This is a genomic window from Kitasatospora sp. NPDC001261 (genome assembly GCF_042896795.1).
GTDB lineage: Bacteria > Actinomycetota > Actinomycetes > Streptomycetales > Streptomycetaceae > Kitasatospora.
The window spans coordinates 1-14,367 of the sequence record NZ_JBIAXP010000033.1; the positions used below are offsets into that span (position 1 = coordinate 1).

The 14,367-nt window shown below is 76.0% G+C and carries 11 protein-coding genes; 3 read left to right on the forward strand and 8 right to left on the reverse strand.

Annotated features, from left to right (window positions below; genetic code table 11):
* Positions 1–139: 139 nt before the first annotated feature.
* From ACFY4B_RS34735 to ACFY4B_RS34760, 6 genes are all read right to left on the reverse strand, one after another.
* Positions 140–1,504 carry a hypothetical protein gene (locus ACFY4B_RS34735; RefSeq protein WP_380741124.1) on the reverse strand — a complete coding sequence of 455 codons (1,365 nt, stop codon included), beginning with the start codon at positions 1,502–1,504 and terminating at the stop codon, positions 140–142.
* A 265-nt stretch (positions 1,505–1,769) separates the two neighbouring features.
* Positions 1,770–4,448: an SUKH-4 family immunity protein gene (locus ACFY4B_RS34740; protein ID WP_387974609.1), complete on the reverse strand. Its 2,679-nt coding sequence runs from the start codon at positions 4,446–4,448 to the stop codon at positions 1,770–1,772.
* Entirely contained in the window at positions 4,442–4,564 is a 123-nt protein-coding gene (locus ACFY4B_RS34745) for a hypothetical protein (protein ID WP_255357480.1), read from the reverse strand. The genes ACFY4B_RS34740 and ACFY4B_RS34745 overlap by 7 nt, the downstream gene beginning before the upstream one ends.
* Positions 4,565–4,569: 5 nt before the next feature.
* Entirely contained in the window at positions 4,570–5,571 is a 1,002-nt protein-coding gene (locus ACFY4B_RS34750; RefSeq protein ID WP_387974612.1) for an SMI1/KNR4 family protein, read from the reverse strand.
* A gap of 138 nt (positions 5,572–5,709) precedes the next feature.
* Positions 5,710–6,870 carry a DegT/DnrJ/EryC1/StrS family aminotransferase gene (locus ACFY4B_RS34755; RefSeq protein WP_387974615.1) on the reverse strand — a complete coding sequence of 387 codons (1,161 nt, stop codon included), beginning with the start codon at positions 6,868–6,870 and terminating at the stop codon, positions 5,710–5,712.
* Positions 6,867–8,027, reverse strand: a complete 1,161-nt coding sequence (locus tag ACFY4B_RS34760) for a Gfo/Idh/MocA family protein (protein WP_387974618.1) — start codon at positions 8,025–8,027, stop codon at positions 6,867–6,869. The genes ACFY4B_RS34755 and ACFY4B_RS34760 overlap by 4 nt, the downstream gene beginning before the upstream one ends.
* Positions 8,028–8,415: 388 nt before the next feature.
* Here ACFY4B_RS34760 and ACFY4B_RS34765 point away from each other — a divergent pair, with 388 nt between their 5' ends.
* The gene (locus ACFY4B_RS34765) at positions 8,416–8,877 is read left to right on the forward strand and encodes a YwqJ-related putative deaminase (protein ID WP_387974621.1); all 462 of its coding nucleotides are present in this window, start codon (positions 8,416–8,418) and stop codon (positions 8,875–8,877) included.
* Positions 8,878–8,953: 76 nt separating this feature from the next.
* Positions 8,954–9,481, forward strand: coding sequence for an SUKH-3 domain-containing protein (locus ACFY4B_RS34770; protein ID WP_049653631.1), 528 nt, complete (start codon positions 8,954–8,956; stop codon positions 9,479–9,481).
* A 67-nt stretch (positions 9,482–9,548) separates the two neighbouring features.
* Here the strand turns inward: ACFY4B_RS34770 and ACFY4B_RS34775 are convergent, their stop codons facing one another.
* A complete protein-coding gene (locus tag ACFY4B_RS34775; protein WP_049653628.1) occupies positions 9,549–10,817 on the reverse strand; it encodes a sensor histidine kinase in 1,269 nt (422 codons plus the stop codon).
* A gap of 259 nt (positions 10,818–11,076) precedes the next feature.
* On the opposite strand from ACFY4B_RS34775, the gene ppc reads away from it, so the two are divergent.
* Complete coding sequence (ppc, locus tag ACFY4B_RS34780) at positions 11,077–13,881, forward strand: phosphoenolpyruvate carboxylase (protein ID WP_049653627.1); 2,805 nt, start codon at positions 11,077–11,079, stop codon at positions 13,879–13,881.
* Positions 13,882–13,948: 67 nt separating this feature from the next.
* Here the strand turns inward: ppc and ACFY4B_RS34785 are convergent, their stop codons facing one another.
* Positions 13,949–14,176 (reverse strand): hypothetical protein, encoded by a 228-nt coding sequence (locus tag ACFY4B_RS34785; RefSeq protein WP_387974624.1) that lies wholly within the window; start codon positions 14,174–14,176, stop codon positions 13,949–13,951.
* Between the last annotated feature and the right edge of the window lie 191 nt (positions 14,177–14,367).

Genomic DNA, 14,367 nt, shown 5'->3' on the forward strand with positions numbered 1-14,367 from the left:
ACGCTCGGCTGGGAAACCCCAGCCGAGCGCCTGCATAAACTCGTCGCGGCCTGATCAAACCGACCACATGTTGCAACGACCCCTGGAAACCGCCGGTGGGGGCGGTCGGGGCCTTCGCGGCGCGCGGTCGGGCGCCCGGTCAGCGGCGGTTGTAGCTCACCGTGTGCGGGGTCGCGTAGTCGCTGCCGTCGTCCACGATGATGATCTTCGGGACGATCCGGGTCTCGTCCTCCGACGGCTTCCCGGCGCCCTTCTCCACCGCGGCCGTCCCGTCGGCGGTCCCGTCGACCGTCTCCTCGGCGGGCGGCGCGGCCGGCTTCGGCGGCACCGGGCCGGTCGCCACGGGCCCGCCGATGGCCCTGGTGGCACTGCTGCCGACCACCGGCGTCCGCAGCACGGTCGCCGCCCCCTCCCGGGCGGCGGGGGCCTTGGCCCCGGCCGGAGCCGCGGGGGCCAGGGCCTTGCGCAGGTTCGCCACCGGGATCTCCCCGGTGTCCGCCTCCGAGTCCACCGGCGCGGCGTCGACGACGGCGTCCGCGACGGCGTCCCGCGGCGCGGGGGTCGTGGCGGCCGCGCCGGAGGCCTGGACGGCCGCGGCGGCCGCGGCCGCCACCTCGGGCTCGATCTGGCCGACCGCCGCCCCGGTGAGCGAGGCCAGCGTGGCCTTGATGTGGTCCAGGTGCTGCTGCACCGTGTCCAGCCGGGTGTCGAACTCGCGCTGCTCGCGCTCGCTCTCCGCGTTGATCTTCTCGGCCTCCCGGCGGGCCTGCTCGATCAGCTGGTCGGCCTTGGCCTGGGCGTCCGTCTCCAGCTGCTTGATCCGGTTCAGCACGGTCTCCCGCTGCTGCTCCGCCTCCTTGACCCGGCGCTCAGCGGTCGCCGAGACCTCGGTGTCCTCGGCGTCGGCCTTGGCCTGGGCGGCGGCGAAGGTCTCGTCGGCCTTGCGGCGCCGGGTGGCCAGCTCGGCCTCGGCCTGCTCGCTGGCCTCGGCGGCGGCCACCCGCACCTTGGCGGCGTAGGCGGTGGCGGCGTCCCGGGCGGAACGGCTCTCCCGGTCGGCGTCGGACCGGATGCCCTCGGCCTCGGCCCGGGTCCGCTCCTCGGTGCGGCGGGCGGCCGCGTCGGCGTCGGTACGGGTCGTGGTGCCGTACTCCTTGGCGGCGCGGTCGGCGGCCTGGCCGGCCTCGTAGACCTCGTCCCGCAGGTCCTCGGCGAAGCGCTCGGCCTTCTCCCGGACGGCGCGCGCCTCGTTCTCGGCCATCGCGGCCAGTCCGGCGGCCTGCTCGCTGAGCACCTGGTAGTCGGGCTCCGGAGCGTCCTCGGCGGTCCGGCGGATGTCGGCCAGTCGGGCCTCCATCTGCCGGATGCCTGCGCCCAGGACGCTCAGCCGCTCCCACGCCTCGTCACGCTGCGCGGTGAGGGCGGCCAGGGCTCGGTCGACCTGCTCGGGCACGTAGCCACGGCGGGCCTGGGTGAAGCCGTACTGGGGGACGGCGTCGCTCATGGGCTCTTCCCCTCGTTTCGCGGGCTGCGGAGCCCATGATCGGACGGAACGGACGGATCCGGAACCGGTTCGGAGGCCGGGGCCGGATTCCGCCGTCGTACGGACCGGAATGTGTCGAGGACCGGACGAATAGACCCATCCTCTTGACCTATTTTGCGCAGATCCGGGCGAAACCCCAACGAGGCACGGCTGCGTCGGCATGCCGAAGGGGTCGTTCCGGACACCGGAACGACCCCTCCCACCTGCGAGGATCAGCGACGACCCGCTACAGCAGGCCGTCCCAGAACTGCTCCAGCAGCACGGCCCACCACGTGTCCGCGTTCTGCAGGGCCGCCGGGTCGATCGCGGCGAGCTGGGCCTGGAAGTCGGTCGTCCATCGACCGGCCTGGTCCGGCGTCAGCCCGTACCGGAGCCGCCACATCCGGCCCAGCAGGGCCAGCGAGCGGACGAACTCCGGTACACCGCTGTTGACGAACCGGGGCGGCTGGCCGGTTCCATCGATGTCCACGGCCACCACGTGCGCGGTGCCGTACTGGACGCACAGCTGGCGGCCGTAGTCGTTGCCCAGCACCAGGTAGCCGCCGAAGTCCGGGCCCGCGGCGAGGCCGCGCTCGGCGGCCAGCTCGGCGAGCGTCGGGATCGGACGGCCCTCCTGCGCCTGCGCCCAGAAGAACGGCCCGAAGTCGCGCGGCAGCCCGGCCCACATCAGGGTCTGGGACACCGGCTCGGGCACGCCCTGGCGGGAGACGGCGCGCTGCTCGTAGCGGAACAGGTTCTGCCCGAAGGCGGCCCCGGTCTCCTGGGCGAGCTGCTGCGGCGGGAGCGGCGGCAGCGCCTGGACCGTCCCCGGCGCGGGCGGCGGCACCCGGAACGGGCGGACCCGCTGGGCGCCGGACGCCAGCTGGTGCAGCTCGTCCAGGTGGTCGAGCAGCTCGGCCATCCCGGCCTGCCGGGACGCGTGGTCGCGGCCGTACGGGGCGGTGTGGGTGAGCCGGACGTTCGGCCAGGACGCGGCGATCATGCGGTTGCAGTAGCCGCCCGGCAGGTCGCAGGACTCCAGCTCGGTGTAGAGCTCCAGCACCTGCTCCGGCGGCACGTTGAGCCGGCGCAGGTCCTGGAGGATCTTCCACTCCGGGTGCGGGGTGCCGGGCTCGCTGCGGTGCAGCAGCTTCTGCTCCGAGCCGTCCGGGCCCCGGTAGCTGAGCGCGGCGAAGTACCCCGGGCCGACCGCGGGCACGCCCGGCGGCACCGGCGCGGGCGGCGGCGAACCGGGCACCACCGCCGGCGGGACGACCCCGGCGGCGCCGGGCGCGTTCGGGTAGCCGTAGCCGGCCGCGGGCGCGGCGGGGGCCGCCGGACCGCCGGGCGGCGGCGGGACGGCGGGGCCGCCGGAGGGCGGGGTGCCCGGGTCCGCCGGGGCGCCCAGCAGCGCCGGGTCGATCGCGCCCGCCAGCTGGGTCGCCTCGTACGACGGACCGGACGCGGCCGGGCCGGCGGCCGGCGCGCCCTGCGGGGCCGCCGGGGCCTCGCCGCCCCGCAGGCCCGCCGGGGGCGGGGGCGGCGGGGCGGAGGCGGCGCCACGACCACCGGGGTGGGCGGCGGGCGTGCCGGAGCCCGGGGTGTGCTTCAGCCCGGCGGGCGGAGGCGGCGGCGGACCCGAGCCCGCACCGCGACCCAGCCCGGCGGAGGCGGCGGGGCCGGGGGAACCGGCGGGGCCACCGCGCAGCGCGGCCGGCGGGGGCGGCGGCGGACCCGAACCCGCGCCACGGCCCAGCCCGCCCTGCGGCGCGGCGGCCTCCGGGGCGCCGGGAGCCGGGACACCGGGGGCCGGAGCGCCGGGCAGGCCCGCGAGGCCGGGCAGGCCGCCGGGCGGGGCCAGCATCGTCGGCGCGTGCTCCACCTGCGGACCACCGGCGGGCGGACCACCGGCGGGCGGGGCCACCGGGGCACCCGGCAGGCCCATCAGCCCGGGCATGGCGTCCGGCGAGGCGAGCAGCGTGGGCGCCGGCTCGGCGGCCGGGGCGGGCGCCGGCACTGGCGCCGGTCCCGGGGTCGGCGGCGCGACGGGCGGCGCCGGGGGCTGCGCGGCGGGCGGCTGGGCGGCGGGCGGCGGGACCGGGGGCATGCCGTAGCCGCCACCCGTCGGCGGCATCAGCATGGTCGCGGCCTCGGCACCCGCCGATGCGGCGGGCTCGGGCAGGTCCGAGCCGGTGGTCCGCAGCCCTTCCGACATCAGGACGGTCGCGGCCTCGCCCTCGACCGGCGGCCGGCCGGGCACCACAGGCGCGACGGGCGCCGAGGACGGAACGGGCGCGACCGGAGCCGCGACCGGCGGCACCGGCGCGACGGCCGGCTCGTCGTGCCCGGCCGGCGGCGCGAGCATGGTCGGCGCGTCCCCGGCGGGCCGGTCGGAGACCGGCGGCTCGGTCAGCACGGCCGGCCCGGGCCGCGGCGCCGCGGCGGGCGGCTCCTCGACGGGCGCGACAGCCGGAGCGGGCGCGGCAGCGGCGGCAACAGCGGCCGGAGCCGTCCCGAGCCGCTCCGCCTCCGCCGCGATCGCCGCGGCCCCCGCCTCCTGGAGCCACTGCGGCGGGCTGAGCAGGAACGAGGTCGCCTCCACCGGCCCGGGCGCGGGCTTCGCCGCCCCCGCCGGGTTGGCCGCCACCGGCCGCCCGTAGACCTCCTCGTACTGCCGGACCACCTCGTTGACGGGCAGCGCGGGCCAGAGCGTGCTGGCGCCGGAGTCCCGGGCGATCACCAGCCGCGCCTCCCCCGAGCCGCCGCCCGCACCGCCCGAGCCGTCGGCCGGGCCCGTGGGCGCCACCGCCCAGCAGACGAAGCCCAGGTCGAACTCCCGGACCCGCACCTCGCGCTGCTGCGAGCGCGGCACCCCGCCGTTGATCCACTCCTCGGCGAGCTCCTGCGCCTGCGCGTACGTCACCACGCCCGGTTCACCCCTGTCCGCATCCTCTTCGTCCCCCGTTCCACCGCGACCACCTCGGCCACCGACACCACCGCGACCACCGACACCACCGCGAGCACCACGAGCACCGCGCCCACGCGCCTCAGCCGACCGGGACGGCCCGGGCGAACCCGCCGTCCACCATCAGCTCCGCGACCGTCTCCAGCTCCGGCGGGCTGCCGGCCAGCCGGAGCAGGAAGGCGTCGAAGTCCTCGCCGCAGGGCAGCAGCAGCCGGGCGCAGCGGTCCTCCGGCGCCTCCGGGCCGCCGGCGTCGCGGGCGTCGTCGTACAGGTGGAACCAGACCGAGCCGGTCCGCTCGCCGCGCACCTTGAGCGCGACCAGGCCGCCCTGCGCGTAGGCGATGCCCAGGTAGTCCTTGGTGAGGTGGTCGCGCAGGCACTTGTTGGCGTACACGACGTCGTCGGTGCCGTACTCCTCGGTGAGCGTCAGGAACGGCTGGTCGAGCAGCAGTCCGAGCTCGGTGTCCAGCGCCACGCCGACCGGGGCGCGGCCGCCGCCCAGCTTGAGGAAGGTGCGGTAGGCGTCGGGCAGCCGGTAGCCGAGGCGCTCCTCGGCGCGCTGCACCAGGTCCTCGGGGACGCCGATCGGGTCGCCGCCGTCCCCGGCCAGCGAGAAGTGCACCGGACGGCGCTCCTGCAGCGGGCGGGTGCCGCGGCGGTTGTGGTCGGCGGCGGAGGTGGCCAGGCCGCCGTGGTGCCGCAGCAGCGCCTTGACCTCGACCGGGACGAGCTCCATCCGCCGCCAGCCGGGCGCGGCCCGGCCGACCGCGTGGTGCCAGGTCCAGCCGGGCGGGGTGGCGACGGCGGTCGGGAGGTCGGCCCAGAGCGGGTGGCCCTGGGTGTAGAGCGCGGCGTTGGCCGAGACGTAGTCGGTCAGCCGCAGTTCGTCCACGCCGAAGCCCGCCGGCGGGTCGGCCACCTCGGCCGCGGCGGCGGCGTACGGACCGAAGTCCGGGAAGCCGTACTCGTCCACCCTGACCCCGGCGGGGTGCCGCTCCGCGCGGACCGGGTCCGGGAACTGCACCACCTGACCTGCGTACGCCGCGTTCGGTGCGGCGGCGACGCCGGGCCGACCTGTCGTCATCTGGGAGCCCCCACTGGCTGCTGCAAAATACGGTGCTTGCTGGGCACCAGCCTAGGGCCTGCCCTCAACCCCCGGTCAGCCAGGCGGACGACGGGCCCCTGCCCCGGAGAGCCCGGAGCGCGGGCAGTGCCCCCGCCGTCACAGCCGCCCGCCCAGCGCCCGCGCCAGCGCCTCGGCCACCCGCAGCTGCCGGGCCTCGGTGAGGTGCGGGTGCAGCGGCAGGCTGAGCAGTTCGCGGGCGGCCCGCTCGGCGACCGGGAACGTCCCCTCGCGGTGGCCGAGGTGACGGAACGCGGGTTGCAGGTGGACCGGCACCGGGTAGTGCACCCCGGCGCCGATCCCGGCGGCGTGCAGCGCGGCCAGCACCGTGTCGCGGTCCCGGCCGGGGCCGATCCGCACCGGGTACAGGTGCCGGACGTGCTCGTTGCCGGGCGCGGTACGGGGCAGGGCGAGTCCGTCCAGCCCGCCCAGCAGCGCGTCGTAGCGGGCGGCGGCGGTCCGGCGGGCGGCGTTCCAGGCGGGCAGCCGGCGCAGTTTGGCGCGCAGCACGACGGCCTGCAGCGCGTCCAGCCGGGAGTTGCAGCCGAACCGTTCGTGCCGGTACCGGTCGCGGGCGCCGTGGTCGCCGGTCAGCCGGACGGCGTCGGCCAGGGCGTCGTCGTCGGTGAGCACCGCCCCGGCGTCGCCGTAGGCACCGAGGTTCTTGCCCGGGTAGAAGCTGGTGGCCGCGATCCGCCCGTACCAGGTGCGCCCGTGCTGCCGGGCGCCCTGGGACTGCGCCGCGTCCTCCACCACCGGACGGCCGTCGGCCGCCGCCAGCAGCGGGCCCATCGGGGCGAGTTGGCCGAAGAGGTGGACGGGCAGCAGCGCGACCGCGCCGGGCAGCGCGGCGGCGGCCCGTTCCGGGTCCATCAGCAGGTACTCCGGGTCGGCGTCGACGAGCACCGGGCGCAGCCCGGCCCGCAGCACCGCCTCGGCGGTGGCGACGAAGGTGTTGGCGGGCAGCACCACCCCGCCGCCGGGCGGCAGGTCCAGGGCGCGCAGGGCCAGTTCGAGCGCGTCGGTGCCGTTGGCGGCGCCCACGCAGTGCCGGACGCCGACGAAGGCCGCGTACTCCCGCTCGAAGGCGGCCACTTCGGGGCCCTTGACGAAGGCTCCGGAGGCGAGCACCCGGTCGAAGCCGGCCCGCACCTCCTGCGCCACCTCGGCGTGCGCCGCCGCCAGATCGACCAGCGGGACGCCCTCCCCAGCAGCACCGCTCCCCGGGCCGCTCCCGGAACCGTGCACCACCCCGCTCACCGCGCCTCCGCCCCGGCCCGGACCGCCGCGCCCACCGGCACGGTGACCCCGCCGAGTCCGAGGCTGAGCGAGGCCGCCTCCAGCAGCTGCAGCACCCGCACCCCGGCCCGGCCGTCGGTGAGCGGGGCCCGGCCCTCGGTGATGGCGGCGGCGAACTCGGCCATCACGTTGCGCAGCGCCTCCTGCTCGACCAGCGCCGGCGCGACCATCTCGCCGACCCGGTAGGAGATCAGCGCCCGGTGCCGGATCTCGTCGGTGAGCTGGTCGGGCGGGGTGAGGTCGACGCCCCGGTCGTGCACCGCCAGCCGGGCCTGCGGGTTGAGGTCGTCCCAGACCAGGGTGCGCCGCGAGCCGCCGATCAGGGTGGTGCGGACCTTGGTCGGGGAGAGCCAGTTGACGTGGCAGTGCGCGAGCGCGCCGTTGCTGAGCCGGACCGTCAGGTACGCGACGCAGGCGCGGCCGGCCCCGATCGGGTCGGCGCCCTGGGCGGACACCCCGACCGGTTCGACCCCGGGCGGCAGCACGAAGTCCAGGATCGACAGGTCGTGCGGGGCGAGGTCCCACAGCACGTCGACGTCCGGCTGCACCAGGCCGAGGTTGATCCGCACCGAGTCGAAGAACTGGACGTCCCCGATCTCCCCGCCGTGGACCAGCTCGCGGATCCGCCGCACCGCCGGGGTGTAGCAGAAGGTGTGGTCGCACATCAGCACCAGCCCGCGCCGCTCGGCCAGGTCGACCAGTTCCTCGGCCTCGGCGGCGGAGGTGGTGATCGGCTTCTCCACCAGGACGTGCTTGCCGGCCTCCAGCGCCGCCCGCACCAGCGCGTAGTGGGCGCCCGCCGGTGTGGCCACCGCGACCGCGCCGACCCGTTCGTCCGCCAGCACCCGCCGGTAGCTGGCGGTCGCCCCGACGGTGCTGTACTCCCCCAGCACCGCGCGGGCCTTGGCCTCGTCCAGGTCGCACAGCCAGTGCAGCCGCAGAGCCCGGGTCTGCTGCGCGTTGCGGACCAGCTTCGGGCCCCAGTAGCCGGCCCCGACCACGGCCAGCCCGACGGGGCGCGCGGGCACCGGCCGGGGCGGCTCGTCCGGTGCGGGTACGTGGCCGCCGGGTGCCTGGTTGGCGGCCTGCCAGTGGTCGTCCTGCGGTTCCGACGTCATCGCACGGGCCCCTTCGCTCAGCGCCGGGGTGGGCGGCAGGCCCTCCCCGGTGGCCTCAACGTCCGGCGCGGGCACGGGAGTCGGGCCCGCCCGGCGGTTGCTCCGCGCGGTCGGCCGCGTCCCCCTTTCGGCTCGCTGCCGGAACGGTACCGGCCGCGTACCGGCCTCCGGGGCCGTTTCGGTAAATCGGCGGACAAGTCGTGACGGACGCGTGCGCGTTCGGCCAGCATCGGGTGACCGCCGGGCCGGTCCGTGGCGCCACCGGCCGCCGCCGCACCCCGGTTGCGCGGTTGTCAGTGCCGTTTGACAGGCTTGCCCCTGAACAGGCTTGCCCCGGACGGGCCCGGTCACTCCGGCCGACACCGGGTTACCAGGAGGAGGACGACGGATGACCACCGGTGAGCCGGCGGGCCCGCCCGTGCTGCGCCACCACCGCGACAGCCTGCTGCCCGCCGTCGCCGCCGCGCTGTCGCTCAAGGGCGGCGAGGTGCACACCCTGGCGGGCGACAAGGACCCGCGCCGCCCGGTGCTGCACCACCTGGTCGCCGATTTCCTGGACGCCCTGCCGACGGAGGTCCGCGAGCGGTTCACCGGCCGCTGCCCGGAGGCCGTCCTGCTCTCCCAGCACCTGGCCGCGGTCGACGGCCGGCGCTCCAAGCGCGCCGCCCGCAAGCCGATGACGCTGCACGAGGCCCGCAAGGCGCTCAAGGGCTCCCGGATGACGACCGTCCGCATCCGCGAGGAGGGGGATCCGGCGCACGGCAGCCACGCCCCGCCCTGCCGCTCCTGCGCTCCGATGCTGGAGCACTTCACCGTGCGCAGCGTCGCCGTCGGCCCGCCCGCGCACTGACCGCCCGCGCACCGGCCGGCCGAGCCGCCGGCACGTCCCCCGTCCCCCAGCCCTGGAGCCCGCCCTGAACCCGCCCATCCCGCCCGCACCGGCCACCCTCTCCCCCGCCGGCGCCCGGACCCGCCCGCGCTTCCCCGCCGACGTCGCCGCCGAGCTCAAGGCGGCCGGCTGGCACCCCGGCCGCTGGCAGATCCGGCAGGCCGAGGAGTGGGCCGACGCCCTGGTCGGGTACGGCGCGCCCACCGGCGTGACGCACGCGGTGTTCCCGGCGGCGGTGGAGGCCTGGGCCGAGTTCGGCGGCCTCGCCTTCGACCTGTCCGGCCCGGGCCGCCAGCTGGCCCGCACCCCGTTCCTGATCGACCCGCTGTGCGGCCTGCACCAGCCGCGCACCCTGCTCGACCTCGGCCGGGCGCTGGGCACCCGGCTGGCCCCGCTCGGCGAGGAGGCGTACGGGCAGGCGCTGCTGGCCGTCGACGAGGAGGGCCGGGTCTACAGCCTGGACCACACCGGCGAGTGGTTCCTCGGGCACGGCATCGACCAGGCGGTCTCCGCCCTGGTCCTGGGCACGGCCCCGGAGCGGCTGCGGACCCCGGACGAGTACTGACGAGTACTGACGGGCACCGAGGCGTACGGAGGAGGAGCACCGGGAGCGCCGGAGCACCGGGCCCGGCTCAGCGCAGCCGCTCGGCCCGCACCGCCAGCCGGGACGGCAGCACCGCCTCGATCCGGAACCCGCCGTCCGCCTCCGGCCCGGAGGAGAAGGTGCCGCCCAGCGCGATCACCCGTTCCCGCATCCCGACCAGCCCGTTGCCCCCGCTGGGCAGCTTCGCCGCGCCCCGCTCCCCGCCCGGGCAGGCGTTCACCACGGCCACCCGCACCCCGTTCGGCGCGTACGAGAGCAGGACGGACACCTGGGCGCCGCCCGCGTGCTTGTGCGCGTTGGTCAGGCCCTCCTGGACGACCCGGTAGGCGGTCTGCTCGGCCTCGCCGGTGAACTCCTGCCGGCTGCCGCTGACCGTCAGGGTCACCGCCATCCCGGCCACCCGGGACTGGTCCACCAGCCGCGGCAGCCCGGCCAGCGAGTCCGGCTCCGGCTGCCGCTCGTCGTCCATCCGCAGCACCCCGAGGATCTCGCGCAGTTCGTTCAGCGCCTGCCGGCCGACCTCGCCCATCAGCTTGGCGCTCTGCGCCGCCTTCTCCGGGTCCTTGCCGACGATCCGCTCCAGCGCCCCGGCGTGCACCACCATCAGCGACACCCGGTGCGCCACCACGTCGTGCATCTCCCGGGCGATCCGGGTGCGCTCCTCCAGCCGGGCCCGGCGGGCGCGCTCCTGCGCCTGCTCGGCCAGCAGGTCCAGTTCGGTCTCCAGGCCGTGCGCGCGGTCCTTGAGCGACTCGATCAGCCGCCGCCGCGCGCCGACGTACAGTCCGGTCAGCACCGGGGCGACCGTCAGCCCGACCGCCACCAGCAGCGACAGCAGGATCTGACCCCACAGCGGCGGCGGGTCCACCGGCCCGTCCCCGGGCGTCATCAGCGACACCGCCATCACGGCGGCCGCCTCGGCGAAGGCCAGCGCGGACAGCGCGACCACCCGGCGGCGCCGCGAGGGCCACTCCCAGGTCGACGCCAGCGTGTACAGCGCCACCACCAGCAGCACCACGCCCAGCATTCCCGGCATCACCAGCAGCGTCACCAGCACCGGGACGGCCGGCCAGCGCCGGCGCACCACCAGGGAGCCGCCGGCCAGCGTGCCGAGCACGGCTATCCCGACCGCTCCCGCGGTGCTGACGTGGATCCGGGCGGAGAGGAAGGCGATCGTGCTGGCCGCGCACTCGACGGCGGCGAGCAACGCCAGCCCGATGTCCAGGAAAGCGCTGCGCGGCCGCTTCCACCACAAGAACGACCGGACCGGCACGCGCTCCCCAGGCGAGTTGCTCATGCCCCACAGCGTAAGCGGCAACCCCCTCCCCTCCCCACCGGGATCTCCCGGTACACCCCCCTAGGCCGTCAAGTGGTCCAGACCACAGGTGGTTTTCGGCAGCCCTGTCCGCCATCCGGCCACGTCGCGGACAGCACCCTCCCCGACACCTATGCTGGTCGCGTCGGACAGCGCGGTCCGCACGCGTCACACCCGCCACACGCGTGTGGACCTGTGACGATGAGCCGTTGCCGAACCCCACCACCACAGGGAGCCAGCCGTGACCGCTCCGGTCCCCACCCCGGCGGACAGCCCCACGCCCGTCGTCGCCGATCCCGACAACGCCGCCCTGCGTGCGGACATCCGCCGCCTCGGCGACCTGCTCGGCGAGACGCTGGTCCGCCAGGAGGGCCCCCAGCTGCTGGGCCTGGTCGAACAGGTCCGCCTGCTGAGCCGCACCGACGGCGAGGCCACCGCCGAACTCCTCTCCGACATCGACCTGGACACCGCCGCGAAGCTGGTCCGGGCGTTCTCCACCTACTTCCACCTCGCCAACGTCACCGAGCAGGTGCACCGCGGCCGCGAGTTCGCCACCCGCCGCGCCCGCGAGGGCTCGCTGCTCGCGCAGACCGCCGACCTGCTCGCCGAGGCCGACGCCAAGCACCTCCAGGACACCCTGGCCCACCTCGCCGTGCGCCCGGTCTTCACCGCGCACCCCACCGAGGCCGCCCGCCGCAGCGTCCTCAACAAGCTGCGCCGGATCGGCGAACTCCTCGACCGCATCCACCGCGACGAGGTCACCTCCGGCCTGGCCGCCGCCGACCAGGCCCGCACCAGCAGCGCCAAGCGCTCCGCCGACCGCCGCCTGGCCGAGGTCATCGACCTGCTCTGGCAGACCGACGAGCTGCGCATCGCCCGCCCCGAGCCCACCGACGAGGCCCGCAACGCCGTCTACTACCTGGACGAGCTCTACCGCGAGGCCGTCCCCGAGGTCCTGGAGGAGCTGCACGAGGAGCTCGCCCGGGTCGGCCTGAGCCTGCCCGACGGCGTGCGCCCGCTCACCTTCGGCACCTGGATCGGCGGCGACCGCGACGGCAACCCCAACGTCACCCCGCAGGTCACCTGGGACGTCCTCAACCTCCAGCACGAGTACGGCATCAAGGACGCGCTCGCCGCGATCGACGACCTGCGCAACACGCTCTCCACCTCCGAGCGGCTGGCCGGCGCCTCGGTCGAACTGCTCGCCTCGCTCAACACCGACCTGCACCTGCTCCCCGAACTCAGCCCGCGCTACAAGCGGATGAACGCCGAGGAGCCCTACCGCCTCAAGGCCACCTGCATCCGGCTCAAGCTGGAGAACACCCGCGAGCGGCTGGCCGGCGGCACCCCGCACGTCGAGGGCCGCGACTACCTCGGCACCCGCGAGCTGATCGCCGACCTGCGGCTGATCCAGGACTCGCTGCGCTCCCACCGCGGCGAGCTCATCGCCGACGGCCGCCTCGCCCGCGCCATCCGCACCGTCGAGGCCTTCGGCCTCCAGCTCGCCACCATGGACGTGCGCGAGCACGCCGAGGCCCACCACCACGCCCTCGGCCAGCTCTTCGACCGGCTCGGCGAGGAGGCCTGGCGCTACGCCGACATGCCCCGCGAGTACCGGCAGAAGCTGCTCGCCAAGGAGCTCCGCTCACGCCGCCCGCTCGCCCCCACCCCGGCCCCGCTGGACGAGGCCGGCACCAAGACCCTCGGCGTCTTCAACACCGTCCGCCAGGGCTTCGAGCGCTTCGGCGACGAGATCGTCGAGAGCTACATCATCTCGATGTGCCAGGGCGCCGACGACGTCTTCGCCGCCACCGTGCTGGCCCGCGAGGCCGGCCTGATCGACCTGCACGCCGGCATCGCCAAGATCGGCATCGTGCCGCTGCTGGAGACCACCGACGAGCTCCAGCAGGCCGACCGCATCCTCGACGAGATGCTCTCCGACCCGTCCTACCGCCTGCTCGTCTCGCTGCGCGGCGACGTCCAGGAGGTCATGCTCGGCTACTCCGACTCCTCCAAGTTCGGCGGCATCACCACCTCCCAGTGGGAGATCCACCGCGCCCAGCGCCGGCTGCGCGACGTCGCCCACCGCTACGGCATCCGGCTGCGCCTGTTCCACGGCCGCGGCGGCACCGTCGGCCGCGGCGGCGGCCCCTCGCACGAGGCCATCCTGGCCCAGCCCTGGGGCACCCTGGAGGGCGAGATCAAGGTCACCGAGCAGGGCGAGGTCATCTCCGACAAGTACCTGCTCCCCTCGCTGGCCCGGGAGAACCTGGAGCTGACCCTCTCCGCCACGCTCTCCGCCTCCGCGCTGCACACCGCCCCGCGCCAGGCCCCCGAGTCGCTGGCCCGCTGGGACGCCGCGATGGACCAGGTCTCCGAGGCCGCCCACACCGCCTACCGCGGCCTGGTCGAGCAGGAGGACCTGCCGAAGTACTTCTTCGCCTCCACCCCGGTCGACCAGCTCGCCTCGCTGCACCTGGGCTCCCGCCCGTCCCGCCGCCCCGACTCCGGCGCCGGCCTGGACGGCCTGCGGGCCATCCCGTGGGTGTTCGGCTGGACCCAGTCCCGGCAGATCGTCCCCGGCTGGTACGGCGTCGGCTCCGGCCTCGCCGCCGCCCGCGCGGCCGGCCTCGGCGACGTGCTGGACGAGATGTACGGCGAGTGGCACTTCTTCCGCAACTTCCTGTCCAACGTCGCCATGACGCTGGCCAAGACCGACCTGCGGATCGCCCGCCACTACGTCGAGCAGCTGGTGCCCGGCGAGCTGCACCACGTCTTCGACGAGATCAAGGCCGAGCACGCGCTCACCCTGCGCGAGGTGCTCCGGCTCACCGGCGAGAGCGAACTGCTGGAGCACAACCCGGTGTTGAAGCAGACCTTCGCCGTCCGCGACGCCTACCTCGACCCGATCTCCTACCTCCAGGTCGCGCTGCTGCGCCGCCAGCGCGAGGAGCTCTCGGCCGGGCGCCAGGACGACCCGCTGCGCGCCCGCGCGCTGCTGCTGACCGTCAACGGCATCGCCGCCGGCCTGCGCAACACCGGCTGACGGCCGGCCCGAGAACGGCCGAGGGCCGGTGTCCCGTCGGGGACACCGGCCCTCGGCCATGAGGTTCCTACTCCGCGGTCTCGCCCGCGCGCTTGCGCTTCAGCCACAGCGCCGCGCCGCCGGCCGCCACCACCAGGCCGCCGCCGACCGCCAGCAGCCCCGCGTCGGGGCCCATCGAGTCGCCGAGCACCGGGCCGAACTGCGCCGCCGCCGGCTCCGGGGAGACCGCCGGGTCCGACTCGGCGACCGGCTCCGCGTGCGCCACCGCACCGCCCGACAGCAGGATGCCGGCCACCCCCAGTGCACCGGCCGTACCGACCCGCCGGCCGAGCCGCCTCAGCTCGACCCCCCGGCTCCACCGCACTCGGCGGTCCGGACGCAATTCCCGCATCGAGAACTCCCCAGGACTCGTTCGCGTACCAGGCCGACGCTATCCGATCCCGCACAGGTTTCTCACACCGATTCAGGTTTGACGGGCCAAGCGTT